This window comes from Bacillus cereus group sp. BfR-BA-01349 (assembly GCF_022663795.1).
GTDB classification, from domain to species: domain Bacteria; phylum Bacillota; class Bacilli; order Bacillales; family Bacillaceae_G; genus Bacillus_A; species Bacillus_A cereus.
Window position 1 is genome coordinate 36420 of record NZ_JAKUGE010000001.1, and the last position, 19388, is coordinate 55807.

The window sequence follows — 19388 nt, forward strand, 5'->3', positions numbered from 1 at the left end:
ACAAAGCATTCAACGAGACAATGTCCCTATGAAAGATAGCTACCCTCCTTGTGCAGCATTCCATAAGAATGTTGCTTTTTTTTATTTAAAAGCAGGATTCTCATTTCTTATTTTCGAATTTGTATATACAAAATGCTGTAAAGTGAAACTTTAATCAGCCCTCACCAATCGGGCATTTACGGGCAGTGATTCGCACACTTCACTTCTTTGCTCTACCCAAATTTGTAAGTAGGGGCTTTACTACCGTTAATGCGGGGTAAATCATCCTTATTTCTCTATGATTTACAAATACATATACGGTCATATGTAGAGAATTGCTCACATAAAAATTACTATAGTGATTTTTATCTCGCATGAATGGAAGTTTCACGTTACTTACGTACTTACGAAAGGATGGGACGGAAATTGGCATACGAAAAATTTGTACTTTGGAATGATGAAGTTATTGATACAACAAAACAACAAACGTACATAGAACTTGAAGAGAGAGGTTCGCAGTTCGGAGATGGTGTCTATGAGGTTATTCGCCTATATAAAGGGAACTTTCATTTATTAGATCCGCACATAACGAGATTATATCGATCCATGGAAGAAGTAGAATTATCGCTCCCTTTCTCAAAAGCTGAGCTCATCACTTTACTTTACAAATTAATTGAACGAAACCATTTCCACGAAGATGGCATCATTTATTTGCAAGTATCTCGTGGTGTACAAGCTCGCACACATGTATTTTCATATGACAACCCTCCGACAATTTATGCCTATATTACAAAAAAAGAACGACCAGCTTTATGGATTGAATATGGTATACGCGCTATATCAGAACCCGATACTCGATGGCTACGCTGTGACATTAAATCATTAAATTTATTACCAAACGTACTAGCTGCTACGAAAGCTGAACGGAAAGGCTGTAAAGAGGCACTTCTCGTAAGGAACGGTATTGTAACGGAAGGAAGCCATTCCAACTTCTTTTTAATTAAAAACGGAACGCTTTACACACATCCAGCCAATCACCTTATTTTAAATGGCATTATTCGTCAATATGTCCTTTCTTTAGCGAATACTCTTCACATTCCTGTGCAGGAAGAACTTTTCAGCGTTCGTGACGTTTATCAAGCAGATGAATGCTTTTTTACAGGCACAACGATTGAAATTTTACCAATGACCCACCTTGATGGGACCGCGATTCAAGATGGGCAAGTTGGGCCTATCACCAAAAAACTGCAAAAATCTTTTAATCAAATCTTATTACAATCCAATATGGCATCTTCTTAAACACGAATAATTTCTGTCCTTTCATATTCAATATATGCATTTAAATGGAAATCAAGGTGTAATTTTATGCCTTGATTTTTTTCTTGTAATCTTTTTGTCATATTCAGATTCCTATATAAGTCTTGACAGTAATCGACATGCTCTTTAGAATTTTTAACAGTTGGTAAATATTTCTTCACTACATTACAGACAGAAAGGAATCGACAAATTATGAAAAAGTATCTTGCCGGTCTTGCGGCAGTGTCTGTAGCAGGAGGAGCAGCACCTACACTTGATAGTGTTCAAGCTGCACCTGAACAAAATACACAAAAAGCTGCTACAACTGTCCAAGCTTCTGCATCAAACAGCTCATCTTATAAGGTAAACGCGAGCGTATTACATGTTCGTGTGGGATCAAGCACTTCTCACGACATCATCTCACGCGTTTATAACGGTCAATCACTAAACGTGATTGGCGAAGAAAACGGTTGGTTCAAAATTAACATTAATGGACAAACAGGCTTTGTTAGTGGCGAATTTGTATCAAAAAGTGGCGCAGCAAACAACAATGTAAGTACAGGTGGAAACAATAAAGTTACCGCTGATGTATTACGTGTACGTACAGCTCCTAACACATCTAGTTCTGTTTCTGGGCGTGTATATGAAGGACAAACATTAAACGTAATTGGACAAGAAAATGGTTGGGTGAAAATTAACCATAATGGACAAGTAGGTTATGTAAGTGGCGAATTCGTATCTGGCGTTTCTTCTAATGCAGGTTCTTCAAACAACAATACGAATAATAACAACCAAGAAGTAAAACCAGCAAGCGGAAACTATACAGTAAATGTATCTTCCCTTCGCGTTCGTACAGGTCCTAGCACTTCTCATACAACTGTAGGTTCTGTCAAAAAAGGACAAGTAGTACAAGTTGTTGGCGAAGTTCAAGATTGGTTCAAAATCAATTACGCAGGACAAACTGCTTATGTAAGCAAAGACTACGTAACAAAAGGCGGTTCTAACGAAAACGTTACAGAAGGCAACAAACAAGAGCAAAACAATAATAATGGAACTATTCAAACTGGTGGTTCTTACGTGGTTAACGCTACATCTCTACGTGTTCGTACAGGCCCTGCCGCTTACCATAGTGTAATTGGTGGCGTTTTAAATGGTACAACATTAAACGTAGTTGGATCTGAAAACGGTTGGTTTAAAGTAAATTACCAAGGAAAAACAGGCTTTGTTAGTAGCGAATTTGTGAAATTCGTTAAAGGTGGCACTACTACTCCTGAGCAACCAAAACAACCTGAAAAACCTAACCAAGGTGCAATTGGCGACTACTACATTAATGCTTCTGCACTAAATGTACGTAGCGGCGAAGGTACAAATTATAGAATCATAGGCGCACTTCCACAAGGACAGAAGGTTCAAGTAATCTCTGAAAACTCTGGATGGAGCAAAATTAACTACAACGGTCAAACTGGTTATATCGGAACACGTTACCTGTCTAAAACACCAGTTGGAGGCGCAGTAGATAATAAGCCTAACAATAACCAAAATAACAACAACAATAATAATACAAGCAATAATAGCGGCGACAGTTCTTCCGTACTTGCATACGCAAAATCAATGCAAGGTGTACCATACGTTTGGGGCGGAACTTCTGCTAACGGTGTTGACTGCAGTGGTTACATCTACCACGTATTTAAGAAATTTGGTCATAACATTAGCCGCCAAAGTGTTGCAGGATATTGGAGTAGCCTACCAAAAACTTCAAGTCCACAACCGGGTGACTTAATTTATTTCCAAAACACTTATAAATCTGGCCCTTCTCACATGGGTATTTACCTTGGGGGCGGATCATTTATCCAAGCTGGAGATAAAGGTGTCGCAATCGATTCATTAAGTAAATCTTATTGGAAGAGCCACTTCTTAGGATACACGAAAGCACCTTAATTAATAGTTTCAAAGCCTTCTAGTTTACTAGAAGGCTTTTTTGCTATGAGTTCAACATATTACTCCCTTTCTCCTACCTTCTCTCTACAAAAATAATGTATCCATTCTTCCATTTCATACACTTTATTCTACAAAAACAATGCATAACGTTATCATAATGTATATATTTTCATAAAAAACATAACCTATTTCATGTCTATTTATTTTATATGTGTTTTTTTGAAGAATTTTCTTTTTATTTAAACTTTTCATTAGACGTTTGACCTCCGATGTCCATTATGATAAGTTACTAAAGATGTTATATTCGCAAACGTATAGACAACTGGTTTATACACTGTTTTTACTATGAGGAAGGAGCATACACTGCATGAATCTTTTATGGGGAATTGGCGGCGTGATTGGAGTATTAGCAATTGCTTTCTTACTATCTTCCAACCGCAAAGCTATTAATTGGCGCACAATTTTAATTGCGCTAGCATTACAAATGTCATTTTCATTTATCGTATTACGATGGGACGCTGGTAAAGCAGGTTTAAAACACGCTGCTGACGGTGTTCAAGGATTAATTAATTTTTCTTACGAGGAAATTAAGTTCGTTACTGGGGATTTAGTCAACGCAAAGGGACCTTGGGGATTTGTATTCTTTATTCAAGCACTACTTCCAATCGTATTTATTAGTTCATTAGTAGCAATCTTATATTATTTCGGTATTATGCAGAAATTTGTTAGCATCGTTGGTGGTGCATTAAGTAAACTTCTTGGAACTTCTAAAGCAGAAAGCCTAAACTCAGTAACGACTGTATTTTTAGGACAAACTGAAGCTCCAATTTTAATTAAACCTTACTTAGCACGCTTAACAAATAGTGAATTCTTCACTATTATGGTAAGCGGTATGACAGCTGTTGCTGGATCCGTTCTTGTCGGTTATGCAGCAATGGGTATTCCGTTAGAGCACTTATTAGCAGCTGCAATTATGGCGGCTCCATCGAGCTTATTAATTGCGAAACTAATCATGCCAGAGACAGAAAAAGTAGATAATAACGTTGAACTTTCTACAGAACGTGAAGACGCAAATGTTATTGATGCAGCTGCACGCGGCGCATCTGAAGGTATGCAACTTGTTATTAACGTAGCAGCAATGTTAATGGCTTTCATCGCATTAATCGCTTTATTAAATGGATTATTAGGATGGGTTGGTTCTCTGTTCGATATTAAACTTAGCCTTGATTTAATCTTTGGTTACTTATTATCACCATTCGCAATCTTAATCGGGGTTTCTCCTGGTGAAGCGATACAAGCAGCAAGCTTTATCGGTCAAAAACTTGCAATCAACGAATTCGTTGCATACGCAAACTTAGGACCACACATGGCAGAGTTCTCTGACAAAACAAATCTAATTTTAACATTTGCAATCTGTGGATTTGCAAACTTCTCTTCTATCGCAATTCAATTAGGTGTAACAGGAACGTTAGCTCCTACTCGCCGTAAACAAATTGCACAATTAGGGATTAAAGCCGTTATCGCTGGTACATTAGCGAACTTCTTAAACGCAGCAGTTGCAGGTATGATGTTCCTATAAACTTATATAGAGTCTTCTCTTTCTACAAGAGGAGACTTTTTTCATGCAATCCAAACGTCTTTTATGTATCTATTAATCAATTTATTCTAAATATAAGCACATTATGATACAATAATGTTTAAGTCTTTTTATTTTTCTTATGAAAATAGAGATACTACTTGTTGTTGCCCTTCAAAAGAGTTTCACGACATGGTCAATTTCTTAATAATTGCGCATACTACAAGTATCTATTGATGAAATAGCTTTAAGGAGGAAAGTTTTGTGAAAGATAAGTTCTATAAAATCCTCTCTATGTGGATTTTACAAATTGTATTTTATTTTACTACTGTATATGTGACGAAATATGAGCATGCTCTCATTTTTACAATAATATACATAATCGTAAATGTACTATTCTTATTTTTAGCTGACAAAACAGCATTTGTTTTCTTCATACTAGGAACCATTATTTCCGTATTTTATTTGTTCTATCAAGCATGGCTTCACTTATGGAGTACATCAGATCAATGGCAATATATGATTACCCACTTCCTGATGGCAGCTAACTTCTTCATTGTATATATAACAACTCACCTATTGAAAAAAGTGATTCATGAAAATAAAGCTTTAACTGAGTGCGTGAGAACATTGGAACAATATATTGGAGAATCCAAATTACTAACAAGACAAGAATTCGAGAGACGCCAAGCGTTATTAACGACTGCAATGAATCGTCGTAATGAAACAGGCATTATTGTTTACTTTGATTTCACTTCCTTTAGTAAATATACAAAGGAAAGTGTTATGGACCGTGTAGCTTCTTTATTAGTTGAAACGGTAAGGAATGATTTTGACCTTGCTGCTGAATATGATAATAATACGCTAGTTATTTTATTACAAAACACAAATGCAGCTGGTGCTGACATTGTAATGAACCGCCTAAAACCAAAAATGGAGCAATGGCTTGCTGCTGAAGCAATCAAAGATATAAAAATTTCACGCGAGCAAATTGGAAACAAAGGACAGACACTGTTATGATGACTCTCGTTATACTTCTTTTATTCCTTCTGTTTTGCGTACTCGTTTTTTGGATTAGCATCACATTTTCAATTAAATATGTACTTATTTTTACGGCCTTTCTATTCTCTGGCTTACTCGTTTACTACTCTTTCTTAACAATCGCGGGCTTAATTCACCGAAATAGTAAACGGAAAGATCGTACGCTAGAACATTATCCGAGCGTCGATATTTTCATACCTGCCCATAATGAAGGCGTCGTTATTAAAGATACTTTAGAGGCGATGGCAAAGATTGAATATCCAGGAAAGCTAACTATTTATTTATTAAATGATAACTCTCAAGATGAAACACCTGAAATCGGAGATGATTTCGACAAAGCTTATGCTCATATTCGCCATATTCGTGTTCCTCCCGGTGAACCGAAGGGTAAATCACGTGTACTAAACTATGGGCTTAGTATTTCAGATGGTGAGTACTTCTGTGTTTACGATGCAGATAACCAACCTGAACCACACGCACTGCGAATGCTTGTAGAGCACGCTGAAACAACTGAAGATGCTGTTGGAGCTGTTGGACACGTTCGTACAGTAAACGAAAAAAGAAACTGGTTGACGCGAATGATTTCGCTAGAATTCCAAATCTTCCAGCTCCTTATGCAATCTGGACGCTGGTTACTATTCCAAACTGGCTCACTGACAGGAACAAACATGCTTCTTCGTCGCTCCGCACTAGAAGAGCTTGGTGGCTATGACCCTTACGCAATTGCAGAAGATGCTGAATTAACATTACGAATTACACAAAAAGGTTATCTCTTACCAATCGTCCCAGAATCAGTTACTTGGGAACAAGAACCAGAGCATTTAAAAATTCTTATTAAACAACGTACACGTTGGCTCCAAGGAAATTTATATATTTTAGAAAAAATGTTCTCATCATTAAGTTTCTTTAAAGGAAAGCTGCTTGTTCATTCCTTACAACAAGTTCTAGTGTATGTTGTATTTTGGCTATTCCTAATCATTTCGAACGTTTGGTTTGTAATTGGGCTGCTCGGGATATTCCAAATTCAATATAGCATTCCGCTACTATTTATGTGGTATGTCGCATATATTACATATGTTTCTCAATTATTTAGTGCCCAGAGTGTCGAACGAACCTTTACACCGACTAATATTTTTATTAGCGTTATTATGTACTTTACGTACGCACAGCTCTTTACGTACTTATTTATTCGTAGCTTAATCTTATACTTACGTGCAAAGAGCAAGAAACAAGTCATTGGCTGGGATAAAACAGTTCGATTCAAAAAAGATAAATAATAAAAATAAGCACAGAGCGCCGTATGCTCTGTGCTTATTTATTGCCGTATAAATTATATATCAGACAATACCCCTTAGCTGAAAGTAATTTCACGTCCATCCCCCAACGAACGATCGACCTTCATTTATATACGAAAAAGTGATTGCTATTTTTGTAGAACCAATTGCTTCTCTTGCTGTTCTTTGCGCGTTTCAGTCTTAGGTTCCGTGCTTTCTTGGACACTACGATGTGCCACACGTTTCAAACAAATATGCTTCCACTTTCTTTCGTAACGTTTCATTATTCTAGATGTCCCCCTTGAATGCGCTTTAAAACTATTTGAAATCGCTTACAGGAAATAATATAGCACATATATATAAACGTGACAACACATTTCCGACAATTTTTTGACAAAAATATGAATAGAATTCGTAAGGGATCGAATATTGTCGAAACCTATCGTTTTTTTTTCGTATAAAAGGCATACTACTTATATGGTAAAGTATTTTATTTCCCCTACCCGCATTTCAAATTCCTTCTATATAAAGTGAGATTTTAATCAGTCATCACCAATCAGACTTTTACAGGCAGCCCGATTTCTTTGCTTTTGCTGACTTTTGAGTTGGGGGGCTTACTGCCCGACAAATAGAGGGATTAAAAAAAGAGCTGATATAAAATCAGCTCTTTTCCTTCTATTATTAATGACGCTTCATACGTCCTTCTTTTTGTAACTCTTTAAATAATGCTGCCATCATAAAGAAAATAACAAAGACGAATGGGAATGCTGCAATGATAGCTGCCGTTTGTAAGGCTTCTAATCCGCCAATATATAATAAGGTAGAAGCTATCGCGGCTAGAACGATACCCCAAATCATTTTAATACGATTTGGTGGGTTTAAACTACCATGTGTCGTTAACATGCCTAAAACAAATGTTGCAGAGTCTGCAGATGTAATAAAGAATGTAGAAATAAGAAGAATCGCTAAAACAGATAAAGCTGATCCAAAGCTTCCCATCTGATCGAACATAGCAAACAATCCTACTTCTGTTCCCATCTCTTTAATTTTTTCAAAGATATGTGCATCACCAAACAGCTCCATGTGAATACCAGTCCCGCCGAAAACGGAGAACCAAAGCGCACCGATTACGGTCGGTACAAGTAACACACCGATAACAAACTCACGAATTGTACGACCTCGTGAAACACGAGCAATAAACGTACCTACGAACGGTGACCATGCAATCCACCATGCCCAATAGAAAATTGTCCATGACTGAATCCATTGATTTCCGCCTTCATCCAATGGACTTAAACGGAAACTCATACTTGGCAATTCCTGAATATACGAACCTATTGTTGAAGTGAAGTAATTCATAATAAAGTTTGTTGGACCTGCAAATAATACAATAATCATAAGTGCAAACGCAAAAATAATGTTCGTATTACTTAAATATTTAATTCCTTTATCAAGACCTGTTTGTGCAGATAACATGAAAAGAACTGTTACGATTGCAATAATAACTAACTGTGTCGTTAATGAATTCGGGATAGATGTTAAATAACTAACACCACCTGCAATTTGTTTTGCACCGAGACCTAATGACGTTGCAACACCAAACACAGTTGCGAAAACAGCTAACACATCAAATGAATGAGCAATACGCCCGTGTTCCCCGCCCTTAAATAACGGACCTACTGTCGCACTAATCGTACTTGCTTTTCCTTTTCTAAAGGTAAAATAAGCAATACATAACGCTACAAACGCATATAGTCCCCAAGGATGTAATCCCCAATGGAAAAATGAAAAACGCAGTGCAAGGCGCGCACTTTCCTCAGTTGCACTATCTCCAAACGGAGGTGCGTATAAATGATTTAATGGTTCGGCAACGCCCCAGAAAACTAAGCCGATACCCATACCAGCACTAAATAACATAGCAAACCATGTCATATAACTATAATCAGGTTCGTCATCATCTTTACCTAAACGAATAGAACCGTATTTCGAAACAATTAAAAAGATAGACACACCTAAAATAATAGAAACGGAAATAATATAAAACCAGCCAAACTTACTAACTAATGCAGTTTGAATTGCGGTTGTTACATTTCCTAAACTACCTTTTCCAATAATAGATTCGGGAATAATCCCCCAAATTGTAAATGCAATACATAATGTTAATGAAACGATGAATGTTTTTGTCAGTTTCCTCATCAAATCCCCCTTCGTAGGTTTCGCTTTTGTAAATAACATAAATTCCGATATGTAAAATCGGATAGAAAACTATAATTTTGCGGTGATTTTCTTACTTTCACTTTCACCTTCACCAATTCGAATTCTTATGGACAGCCTTATCTTTCGTATAACCTTTTCACTCTGCAAGAGCTACAAGTTAGAAATACTGGTGTCAAATTGTGTGAGAAAAACGCGGATAGGAATGTATTTTCCTAAAAAAGGATGTGTTACATATGTAAAAAAGGGCAAATTTCTTCCTTGCAACCCTTTCGTTTTGTAACAATTATGCGGTTTTTTTGCTAGTATATAGCACGTGTTTATAGCTTCACAAACAAAATGTTTATGTTTATATAACTATATTACCCATAAAACGGTAAAATACTCAAGGAATGTAATCGTTTAGTAAACATCATGTAACATTCCTGTAATATTTTTATTTACGTCGAAAAAAACATGTTGTATTAAATATTTTGAATATAACTAGAAACCTATGAGTCATATAGAATGAAAAACGCTTTCCTATATTTTTTGTTATATTACAGGATATTAACGACTTATTACGAATGGTTTGTAATTGTGTGTTTTCCCCAAATCCGAAAAAATCTGTTGCTATAATGAGGACACGAAAACAAACGCAATGGAGGCTATCATGAAAAAATTAATTGGTATAGCAACAGCAGCAGTTTTTGGTCTTGGGATTTTCACATCATCTGCTAATGCAGAAACTGTTGTAACAACAGACGTACTAAACGTACGCGAAAACCCTACTACGGAATCAAAAGTTGTCGGTAAATTACTAAACGGTAATAAAATAGATGTACAAAATACAGAGAACGGATGGTCAAAAGTTACTTTAAACGGTAAAGACGCATTCGTAAGTGCAGAGTTCACAAAAAGCATCTACTACGTAACAGCTAACGTATTAAACGTACGTGCTGAAGCGAACACAAACTCAGAGGTTCTTGGAAAGTTGAAGAAAGACGATGTAATCGAAACAACAAACCAAGTACAAAATGAGTGGTTACAATTTGAATATAACGGGAAAACAGCTTATGTTCATGTTCCTTTCTTAACAGGTACAGCACCTGTAATTGAGAAACAAGAAACAACTGCTCCTGCTAAAGCTGAAGCACCAGCTAAGGCTCAAGCACCTGCAGCACAAGCAAAACCAGCTGCTAAGCCTGCTGTAAAAGCTGCTGAAACTAACACACCTTCTGGTGGTCGTGAGTTAACAGTTGTAGCTACAGCATATACAGCTCACCCGAGCGAAAACGGTGGCACATATGGCGGCCGTGTATTAACTGCAATGGGTCATGATTTAACTGCGAATCCAAACATGAAAATGATCGCTGTTGACCCGAAAGTAATCCCATTAGGATCTAAAGTATGGGTAGAAGGTTACGGAGAAGCTATCGCTGGAGATACTGGTGGTGCAATTAAAGGTAACCGTATTGATATCTTACTTGGATCAGATAGCGTTGCTCAAAAATGGGGACGCAAAACTGTTAAAGTGAAAATTTTAAAATAACCAATGACTGCTAAATTACAAGCCGGTTCTCTTTATTGAGAGCTGGCTTGTATTTATTTATAATACATATAAGGAGGCTATGCCCATGAATGTACAAGCAAAAGTAGACTGGATTGGTACGCCAAAACCGTACATATATAAAGATGAAGTAACATATAACGCTACGTCTATTGATTTCTCACTCGCTGGCGATGATAACCGCTATAAGTTAATTGTGCTCAAGTCTGAAAACAATACACATTACAAAATTGTGCAATATGGAGTAAAACCAGGCTCTCAAAAGCCATTTCCTATCGACATTCCATTTGAACAAAACATGTTACCAATTATAGAGCAGATATTACATGATCCATATGTACAAGAAATATTAAAGGAAACACACTCATAATTGTAAAAAAATATATCAACGATTTTTCAATTATATCTATCATAACTTACGATATATCAACGGTTCGACACGAAATATCGATTTAGCTACAAAAAAGAAGCTGTTCAAATATTGAACAGCTTCTCTCATATTAACGAGTTGGACCAGATACATCTTCTGATTTCAAAGTATTATTTGCACCAAGAGAATAATACAACATCTTTCCATTTCCATTCACGGTTACAATATGTTCGTTATTAAAACTTTTGAACTTCACAGATCCATCACCGTAACGAATATGATACTCTTCATATGTCGTTACTTTATATTTCGTATCACTTTGACGCTCTACATTACGAACTTCCATCGCTAATAAGTCTTCTGTAATTCCTTTTTTGTGTAAATACTGTATATAATCACGGTCTTCCTTATACGATTTCCCGCTCTTATCATAATTCTTTTCAATTAAACTAAAATCATTTAATGAAATTGCACGTACGTTATCATAAATATGATTTCTTACAAATTCGCCCACCGCTGAACTTGATGTTTCTTTCGGGAATTTTAAGTAATACGTGCTTTGGTCTCCAATTTTAACACTTTCAGATTTCATCACACCAAAATCAGTAGTTTTCTCTAAATGTACTTCTACTGTTTCATCTGTGGATACAGGACCAAGCTTATAACTTCCATAATTTAATTTTCCACGTTTTTTCCCGTTCACAAATACAGTTGCATCACTTTCATCAGAAGAAATGCTTACATACTTGCCTTCAAGCGATAAATCCACTTTCACCTTCTCGCTCTGTTCATCCGCTAAATCTACTTCTTTCTCTGTTTCTAATTCAGTAAGTTCTGTCTTCGCCGTTGCCTTTACAACATATGTACCTGGGAAGTATGGCCCCAACTCTTTCGAAGTTTTATCACTAGAAAGCTCTGTTTCTTTTTTGTCATTCACATGTATTTCTGCATTTTTTGCAGTTGTACTAATGCTCATATAATAAGATTTCATGCTTAACTTATACTTTGGATATAAGAACCACTCTTTTCCCTCTTCTACTATTTCCCCGTCTTTAAATGCAGGTTTATCTTTTGTTAACTTTTGATCTACTGTCTCTTTCTGTAAATAAGACAGTAATTGTTTGTTGTAAGAAGGATTCTCTTTTAAATAACGCATGTACGCTTTAATATCCTCTGTCTTAATCTTTAAGCTTGAATCATTCGCTTTTACAAACTCATCAATTGCATTAATATCTTTCTTTTGGAATGCTTCAATCATTACATTTACTTGCTTTTCTTTTGAAAACTTATATGCTCCAAATTTATATGCCCCAAATAATAATGCAGCAATAACAACAAAACCAATGATCAAAAATAAATTTTTCTTACTTTTCACTGGTTTTGTCTCGCTTTGTAATTCTGTATATGAAGCAGCAGTGTTATCAACGATTACTTCTACTTTACTCCCACACTCAGGACAAAAGTTCAAATGGTCTGCAACATTCTTTTTACATGTTCCACAAAACTTCAACGTGCTCTCCTCCTATTTTTTAGCTAATTTTATTCCAGCAAATGCTGCTACATATGTCACAATCAAGCTAAACAAAGTTAAATATATAAATGAATTTTGCATAGATAATACCGTTCCACTTGTTCCAAATAAACCTGTTACCGTTCCTGAAACATTAATTTGGAACTTAGAAATCATATTCATTACAATCATCATAATTGTGTAAGAACCACTGCATACCGCTAATGTAATATATATATTGGCGGTCGGTAATTTAGCTAACTTTCTTCCCGCTCTAAACATAAAGAACAATGGAATAATAAGCAGTAATAAACCATAATGGAATACATTATTCACTTTATCGAATTCTGCAAGGCTTTCCTCATTTGCTCCTTTTGAAATCAATATCTCTCTAAGCTCTACGCCATTTACAGAGACGCCTGATATAAATGAAAACGATAGTGTGCTCTCATATGTATTTGATTTCTTACCAATTCTAGTAAATTCTTTACTAAGTGCTGGACTTGATACTTCTAACGCGCAAAATGAGCCATACTCCATAATTGAGGTGTTAACTCTAATGCTAATAATGTACTTTCAGATTTTAAAGTTGTTATTTCTTTTAATGGTTCAATACCGTCTTCCTTACTTACTAACGCCATAATACAAACCGCTACCGCTGTTACTAAAAGTCCTTTTATCATAGCTGAAACACCGTAATAAACAGACGCTCCATATGGCATTAACTCTTGAAATGCTGCTGCCATATTGTTTTTGCTTGTATGAGCAATAAATCCTAATAAGGTAAATAATGTTCCACATACAAAACCACTCAATAAACTCTTAATCGCTGAATAGCCAACCGTAATCTTACCTGCTTCTGAGAATGGAATTGCAAAAGATTGTGATGCTATAAAACTTATAATGAATAAAAAGATGCCATAAATAATACCAACTGTTGCTGCCATAAAGATTTGATCTTTAATCGTTTTCGCAACATGCTGTTTCCCTAACCAAATTCCTGTACCAGCGAAAATAATAAATGGAATGATTAATAATAATGTAAATGGAGTATGCCAAGATAAAGAAAATATCAATCCACTATCATCGTTAGCTGTAAAACCAAGTAAATGGTAACTTAACATCGTAGAAGTTGCACTCGAATAAAAACTTGGCAACATTTCTAATTCCTTCGCAAATTTGCTAAACATCTCACTTAACATAGAAGCAAATAATAAACTACCAATCCAGCCAGCAATTAACATGAGAATACTTGCAACAGCCCCACCAATAAAACCTTTTTGTAAAACGGCTTTATCTGCTTTAAATTCAACTTTAGGAGCACCATCCATTGTAGGCAATTTTACAGATTGTTCTTTTTTCTTCACAACAGATAAAGAATACCCACACTTTTGACAATATAAATTTTTTTGAGCATTTTCACTGCCACAACCTTTGCAGTATTTTGCAGTATCTTTTTCTAACGTTACTGCATCTATAGCTCCTGCAATCTCCATACTACCTTCATTTGGGCAATAATTTACTTCTTCACCATGTTGTTTTCCACATGTGCGACAATACATTTAATTCACTCCCCACTTTTCTTAATTCCACAAACTGGACAGTAAGTAGAGTTTTTATCAATATGCTCATTACATGAAATACAATTTACCGTTTCACCTTCATTTTCTACTGCTAACATCGGGTTAGGTTTTCCACACGAACCACAAAACTTATCATTTATTGATAAAGGTCCACCACATTCACATGTAGCTTTTTCACCTTGTTGTTTTTGCAATTCAACAATGCGCTTTCTTGCTTGATAAATAGCTACATCAAATTCTTGAACTGGAGCAATCATTTCTTTTAAACTCGCTTCATTTACTCCACTTCCTCTTAATTGAACATACACTTGCTGCCCAACCTCTAATAGAACCTCTGCTTTTTTCTGCATTTGCACTTGCATTCCCTTTTTCAATTGAGCAATTTCTTGTGCAACTTGCAACTTCATTTTCCCTTGTTCTATTCCTTCTTGTAACTTATTCATTCCACTACCTAACTTCGTCTGTAAATCTGACAAATCATTTCTCCTCATATACGTATATACTCATATATAAAATTAACATTTTATATATTACCATGATTTTCAAGTTATGTAATCCAAATTTCATTTTTTCTGTTTTGAGCATTTTTTGTTTATAATGGTAAAGGAAAGAAATATGTGTACGGAGGAATATTATGCTGCAACACTCAATTACGAAAGATGAAATTATGATGATTGCGAATGAGTTCGTTCAAGGACTAGATCCGCAGCAAACAGCTGATCAGGAACATGTCGCTACAGCTCGGCACCTATATCGTAGTGGTGTTGTCTACAACGTTGACTTTGATGGTTATACACTGTCAGGAACTGTAGATGCGGAAGGCAACGTATATAGCGTTCATATTCCGATTCGTAATGTCGCTGAAAGTTATTGTGATTGCTTCGCACCAACACAATGTGAGCATATGCTCGCTGTATTACTATCTGCAGCGTCTAGTTTCGGGCAAGTAGGAGATGTATTAACTTTATTTAAAAATAATACGAAACCTTCCCTTCCTCCTATTAGAACTGCAAGACAAGTATTGCAATCATCAGCTTTTGAAGAAACGGATTATAAAAGTTGGGAATCATATTTTGAAAAAGAATATGAATCATTTAAAAAAGAACAAGCTCGCCTTACTTATAAACAAATGTATTTTCTTATGAGTATCTTTACAGATTTCTATACGAAGCTTGAGCGGAAAGCTCCGCGCGTCATCGCCATACATGAATTATTCAGGTTACATGCAGCAATTTACTGCTTTCAAAAATTATTAGAAGAAATTCAGGCATTCGAAGCAAACAAAACGTATTCTTATCACCAACCTGTTAATGTCATTCGCCTATTTGTAGATAAAGTGGAATCCATCGTTCGGGACTTACAATCAGAAGCGATTCCTTCAGAGTCTGAAATAATTTTGCAAGAAACAGCTCGTCTCGTCCATGAAGTATTCTTCTCTACCGACGCTTATACGCAAGAGCGATTTTTCATTTATCGTCACATATGGAGTGAACTTTTAAACAATAAAGAGAACATACAAGAGGAAGAAAAACGAATCGATACGAAAATCAATCCACTATCCAAAGCATTAGCGTCTTCTCATCTTCTCTTTTTAAATGATGAAGATTTACTAGCGATGGACTTACTAAAGAAACAACCTGCTTCTGTTGTGAGTCTATACTTCTATTGGTTAGAAGAACTATTAAGTGCCATGCAATGGGATCGTGCAAAAAACTGGCTTTCCTTTACGTATAAACAAGTAAAGAAAACGATCCAAGATCACGAAAATACGATTTTCATAAAAGATATCGTTCGGCTATTTGTAATCATGTATGAAACATATGCAACACATACAAATGAACAAGCTGGTTTTGAAATGATTTTACAAGAACTATTGCCGTATAGTTTCACAAACTACGAACAGTACGTACTCGCGAAAAAACAGTATCGCACATGGGCAGAGCTTCATCTCTTATATGGATTTGAGGCAATTGAACTGTTGAAAGAACCACTGAAAGATATTGAAAAAGAAGCGCCAGAAGTGGCACTTCCTCTTTACCATCTTGCTGCTGTAGAGGCGATTGAAGAACGAAATCGTAAATCATATAAACGTGCAGTTCGTTACTTAAAGAAATTACGTACATTATATAAACGATTAAAACGCACCGATGAATGGGATGCTTTCATTATTCACATCGCCAATCTCCATTCACGTCTGCGTGCACTACAAGAGGAATTACGGAAAGGAAAATTAATCGATGATCAATCAAACTGAAGTAACAATTAGGCTCCAGCATGTTAGTCAAGGTTGGTTCCTTTGGGGAGAAGATGACAGCGGTACTCCATTATCCGTAACAAGTTGGAAACGAAATGCATTCACATGGCACTCCACTTCTTTCTACGGTACGTTTCTAAAAGAAGCAACCTTCGAAGGAAAACAAGGTGTGCTGCTAACAAATGCACAAGCCTTTGAATACATTGCAAACAAACCGATGAATTCCTTTGCACATATTCAAATAAACGGCACGATTACAGCACTTACGAAAGATGCAAATGAACTATGGGATGCCTTTACGAGTGGTAGTTTCGTACCAGATATGAATCATTGGCCTAAACAACCATCTTGGAAAGTTCAAAATACACCAATTGAAGATGACACATTAGCATCGCTTTTCTCAGCAGCAGTTAATGAAAGCATATTACAAGACAACCGCTCAAATGACGGCTGGGAAGATGCTAAAAGACTATATGAACATTATGACTTTACGAAAAGACAACTGGAAACAGCACTACATGAAGAAGATTGGCTTCGGAAAATTGGTTATATTGAAGATGATCTTCCGTTTACAATCGGACTAAGACTACAAGAACCACAAGAAGAATTTGAAATGTGGAAGCTTGAAACAATTGTGACACCAAAGCGCGGGGCGCATCGCATATATGTATATGAAAACATCGATTCCTTACCGAAAAGATGGCACGATTACGAAGAACGGATTACAGAAACACAAGAAGGTTTTAGTAAACTCATACCGTGGTTAAAAGAAGGAGATACGTTCCGAAATGAGCTCTTTGAAACAGAAGCTTGGAACTTCTTAACAGAAGCAAGCAATGAATTACTTGCAGCCGGCATTACAATTTTACTACCATCATGGTGGCAAAATTTAAAAGCAACAAAACCGAAATTACGTGTCCAGCTGAAGCAAAATACAGCACAAACACAATCGTTCTTCGGTATGAATACGCTCGTTAATTTTGATTGGCGCATTTCGACGAACGGCATTGATTTATCAGAAAGCGAATTTTTCGAACTCGTTGAACAAAATAAACGTCTATTCAATATAAACGGTCAATGGATGCGACTAGATCCAGCCTTTATCGAAGAAGTAAGGAAACTCATGAACCGTGCCGATAAATACGGACTAGAAATGAAAGATGTCCTGCAGCAACATTTATCAAATACGGCTGAAACAGAAATTGTAGAAGATGATAGTCCGTTTACTGATATTGAAATCGAACTAGATGGATATTATGAGGAACTATTCCAAAAGCTGCTTCATATTGGAGATATTCCAAAAGTAGATGTCCCTACTTCACTAAACGCAACACTTCGGCCGTATCAACAACACGGCATTGAATGGTTATTATATTTACGAAAGCTTGGATTTGGGGCATTGTTAGCTGACGATATGGGACTCGGGAAAAGTATTCAAACAATCTCTTACTTACTATATATAAAAGAAAACAATCTCAAAACAGGCCCTGCATTAATCGTAGCGCCGACATCTGTTCTTGGAAATTGGCAAAAAGAATTTGAGCGTTTCGCACCGAATTTACGTGTTCAATTACATTATGGAAGTAATAGAGATAAGGGCAATTCTTTTGAAGATTTCCTTCAATCAGCAGATGTTGTATTAACATCTTATGCATTGGCTCAACTCGATGAGGAAGAACTAACTTCATTATGCTGGGATGCTGTTATTTTGGATGAAGCACAAAATATTAAGAACCCACATACGAAACAGTCGAAAGCAGTACGAAACTTGCAAGCAAATCACAAAATCGCTTTAACTGGTACACCGATGGAAAATCGCCTCGCTGAACTTTGGTCCATTTTCGACTTTATTAATCATGGATATCTAGGAAGCTTAGGGCAATTCCAACGCCGCTTCGTCACACCAATTGAAAAGGATCGTGATGAAGGAAAAATCCAGCAAGTTCAACGGTTTATCTCACCATTTTTACTGCGCCGAACGAAGAAAGATCAAACAGTCGCATTAAATTTACCAGATAAACAAGAACAAAAAGCTTACTGTCCTCTTACTGGTGAACAAGCTTCCTTATATGAACAACTTGTTCAAGATACACTGCAAAATGTCGAAGGATTAAGTGGAATTGAAAGACGCGGCTTTATATTACTTATGCTGAACAAGCTAAAACAAATTTGTAATCATCCAGCTCTTTATTTAAAAGAAGAAGAGCCACAAAATGTCGTTGAACGCTCTATGAAAACAAAAACGTTAATGGAGCTCATCGAAAATATAAAAGATCAAAATGAAAGTTGCCTCATCTTCACTCAATACATCGGCATGGGGAACATGCTAAAACGTGTGCTAGAAGAAAAATTCGGCCAGCGTGTCCTCTTCTTAAACGGTAGTGTACCGAAAAAAGATCGCGACAAGATGATTGAGGAGTTCCAAAACGGAACGTATGACATTTTCATCTTATCCTTAAAAGCTGGCGGAACAGGATTAAACTTAACCGCTGCCAACCATGTCATTCACTACGATCGTTGGTGGAATCCAGCTGTGGAAAATCAAGCAACAGACCGCGCATATCGCATTGGTCAAAAACGATTTGTTCGTGTTCACAAACTCATTACAACAGGAACATTAGAAGAAAAAATTGATGAAATGCTAGAAAGAAAACAATCTCTAAACAATGCAGTCATCACAAGCGATAGTTGGATGACTGAACTATCAACAGACGAACTAAAAGAATTACTTGGTGTATAAAGTGAAACTTTAATTAGGCCATTTACGGGGAGTTTTACTACCCGCAAAAAAAGCGCTAATCTCA

Annotated in this window: 12 protein-coding genes and 1 pseudogene; 9 read left to right on the top strand and 4 right to left on the bottom strand. The window is 36.3% G+C overall.

Annotation, left to right across the window (positions count from 1 at the left end; translation table 11 throughout):
• Window positions 1-393 precede the first annotated feature (393 nt).
• From MR169_RS00160 to MR169_RS00180, 5 genes are all read left to right on the top strand, one after another.
• A complete protein-coding gene (locus tag MR169_RS00160) occupies window positions 394-1278 on the top strand; it encodes a D-amino-acid transaminase (protein ID WP_080119342.1) in 885 nt (294 codons plus the stop codon).
• A gap of 210 nt (window positions 1279-1488) precedes the next feature.
• A complete protein-coding gene (locus MR169_RS00165) occupies window positions 1489-3213 on the top strand; it encodes a C40 family peptidase (protein ID WP_242318715.1) in 1725 nt (574 codons plus the stop codon).
• Window positions 3214-3580: 367 nt separating this feature from the next.
• A complete protein-coding gene (locus tag MR169_RS00170; RefSeq protein ID WP_242318716.1) occupies window positions 3581-4792 on the top strand; it encodes a NupC/NupG family nucleoside CNT transporter in 1212 nt (403 codons plus the stop codon).
• A gap of 261 nt (window positions 4793-5053) precedes the next feature.
• Entirely contained in the window at window positions 5054-5809 is a 756-nt protein-coding gene (locus MR169_RS00175; RefSeq protein WP_242318717.1) for a GGDEF domain-containing protein, read from the top strand.
• The gene (locus MR169_RS00180; RefSeq protein ID WP_000988751.1) at window positions 5806-7107 is read left to right on the top strand and encodes a glycosyltransferase family 2 protein; all 1302 of its coding nucleotides are present in this window, start codon (window positions 5806-5808) and stop codon (window positions 7105-7107) included. The genes MR169_RS00175 and MR169_RS00180 overlap by 4 nt, the downstream gene beginning before the upstream one ends.
• 678 nt (window positions 7108-7785) lie before the next feature.
• Here MR169_RS00180 and opuD read toward each other — a convergent pair.
• Window positions 7786-9300, bottom strand: a complete 1515-nt coding sequence (gene opuD / locus MR169_RS00185) for a glycine betaine transporter OpuD (RefSeq protein ID WP_001229104.1) — start codon at window positions 9298-9300, stop codon at window positions 7786-7788.
• 670 nt (window positions 9301-9970) lie between these two features.
• Here opuD and MR169_RS00190 point away from each other — a divergent pair.
• Together MR169_RS00190 and MR169_RS00195 are read left to right on the top strand one after the other, a co-directional pair.
• Window positions 9971-10849, top strand: a complete 879-nt coding sequence (locus MR169_RS00190; protein ID WP_242318718.1) for a cell wall-binding protein EntA — start codon at window positions 9971-9973, stop codon at window positions 10847-10849.
• 85 nt (window positions 10850-10934) lie between these two features.
• Complete coding sequence (locus MR169_RS00195; protein WP_001102542.1) at window positions 10935-11237, top strand: DUF3910 family protein; 303 nt, start codon at window positions 10935-10937, stop codon at window positions 11235-11237.
• Window positions 11238-11367: 130 nt separating this feature from the next.
• Here the strand turns inward: MR169_RS00195 and MR169_RS00200 are convergent, their stop codons facing one another.
• The 3 genes and pseudogenes from MR169_RS00200 to MR169_RS00210 form a co-directional block, all read right to left on the bottom strand.
• The gene (locus MR169_RS00200) at window positions 11368-12747 is read right to left on the bottom strand and encodes a zinc ribbon domain-containing protein (protein ID WP_000666891.1); all 1380 of its coding nucleotides are present in this window, start codon (window positions 12745-12747) and stop codon (window positions 11368-11370) included.
• 12 nt (window positions 12748-12759) lie between these two features.
• Window positions 12760-14309 (bottom strand): annotated as a pseudogene (locus MR169_RS00205) (zinc ribbon domain-containing protein).
• 5 nt (window positions 14310-14314) lie between these two features.
• Window positions 14315-14806: a zinc ribbon domain-containing protein gene (locus tag MR169_RS00210; protein ID WP_242318719.1), complete on the bottom strand. Its 492-nt coding sequence runs from the start codon at window positions 14804-14806 to the stop codon at window positions 14315-14317.
• Between the two features lie 158 nt (window positions 14807-14964).
• Between MR169_RS00210 and MR169_RS00215 the strand changes: the two genes are divergently transcribed.
• Together MR169_RS00215 and MR169_RS00220 are read left to right on the top strand one after the other, a co-directional pair.
• Window positions 14965-16584 (top strand): SWIM zinc finger family protein, encoded by a 1620-nt coding sequence (locus MR169_RS00215; RefSeq protein ID WP_000939133.1) that lies wholly within the window; start codon window positions 14965-14967, stop codon window positions 16582-16584.
• On the top strand, window positions 16568-19324 hold the full coding sequence (locus MR169_RS00220) for a DEAD/DEAH box helicase (RefSeq protein WP_242318720.1): 2757 nt from the start codon (window positions 16568-16570) through the stop codon (window positions 19322-19324). The genes MR169_RS00215 and MR169_RS00220 overlap by 17 nt, the downstream gene beginning before the upstream one ends.
• The last annotated feature ends 64 nt before the right edge of the window (window positions 19325-19388 follow it).

Excerpts from the sequence above, each read along its gene's own strand:
- MR169_RS00160 (WP_080119342.1), top strand. The coding sequence starts at position 394 with ATGGGACGGAAATTGGCATACGAAAAATTTGTACTTTGGAATGATGAA.
- MR169_RS00165 (WP_242318715.1), top strand. The coding sequence starts at position 1,489 with ATGAAAAAGTATCTTGCCGGTCTTGCGGCAGTGTCTGTAGCAGGAGGA.
- MR169_RS00170 (WP_242318716.1), top strand. The coding sequence starts at position 3,581 with ATGAATCTTTTATGGGGAATTGGCGGCGTGATTGGAGTATTAGCAATT.
- MR169_RS00180 (WP_000988751.1), top strand. The coding sequence starts at position 5,806 with ATGATGACTCTCGTTATACTTCTTTTATTCCTTCTGTTTTGCGTACTC.
- opuD (WP_001229104.1), bottom strand. The coding sequence starts at position 9,300 with ATGAGGAAACTGACAAAAACATTCATCGTTTCATTAACATTATGTATT.
- MR169_RS00190 (WP_242318718.1), top strand. The coding sequence starts at position 9,971 with ATGAAAAAATTAATTGGTATAGCAACAGCAGCAGTTTTTGGTCTTGGG.
- MR169_RS00195 (WP_001102542.1), top strand. The coding sequence starts at position 10,935 with ATGAATGTACAAGCAAAAGTAGACTGGATTGGTACGCCAAAACCGTAC.
- MR169_RS00215 (WP_000939133.1), top strand. The coding sequence starts at position 14,965 with ATGCTGCAACACTCAATTACGAAAGATGAAATTATGATGATTGCGAAT.
- MR169_RS00220 (WP_242318720.1), top strand. The coding sequence starts at position 16,568 with ATGATCAATCAAACTGAAGTAACAATTAGGCTCCAGCATGTTAGTCAA.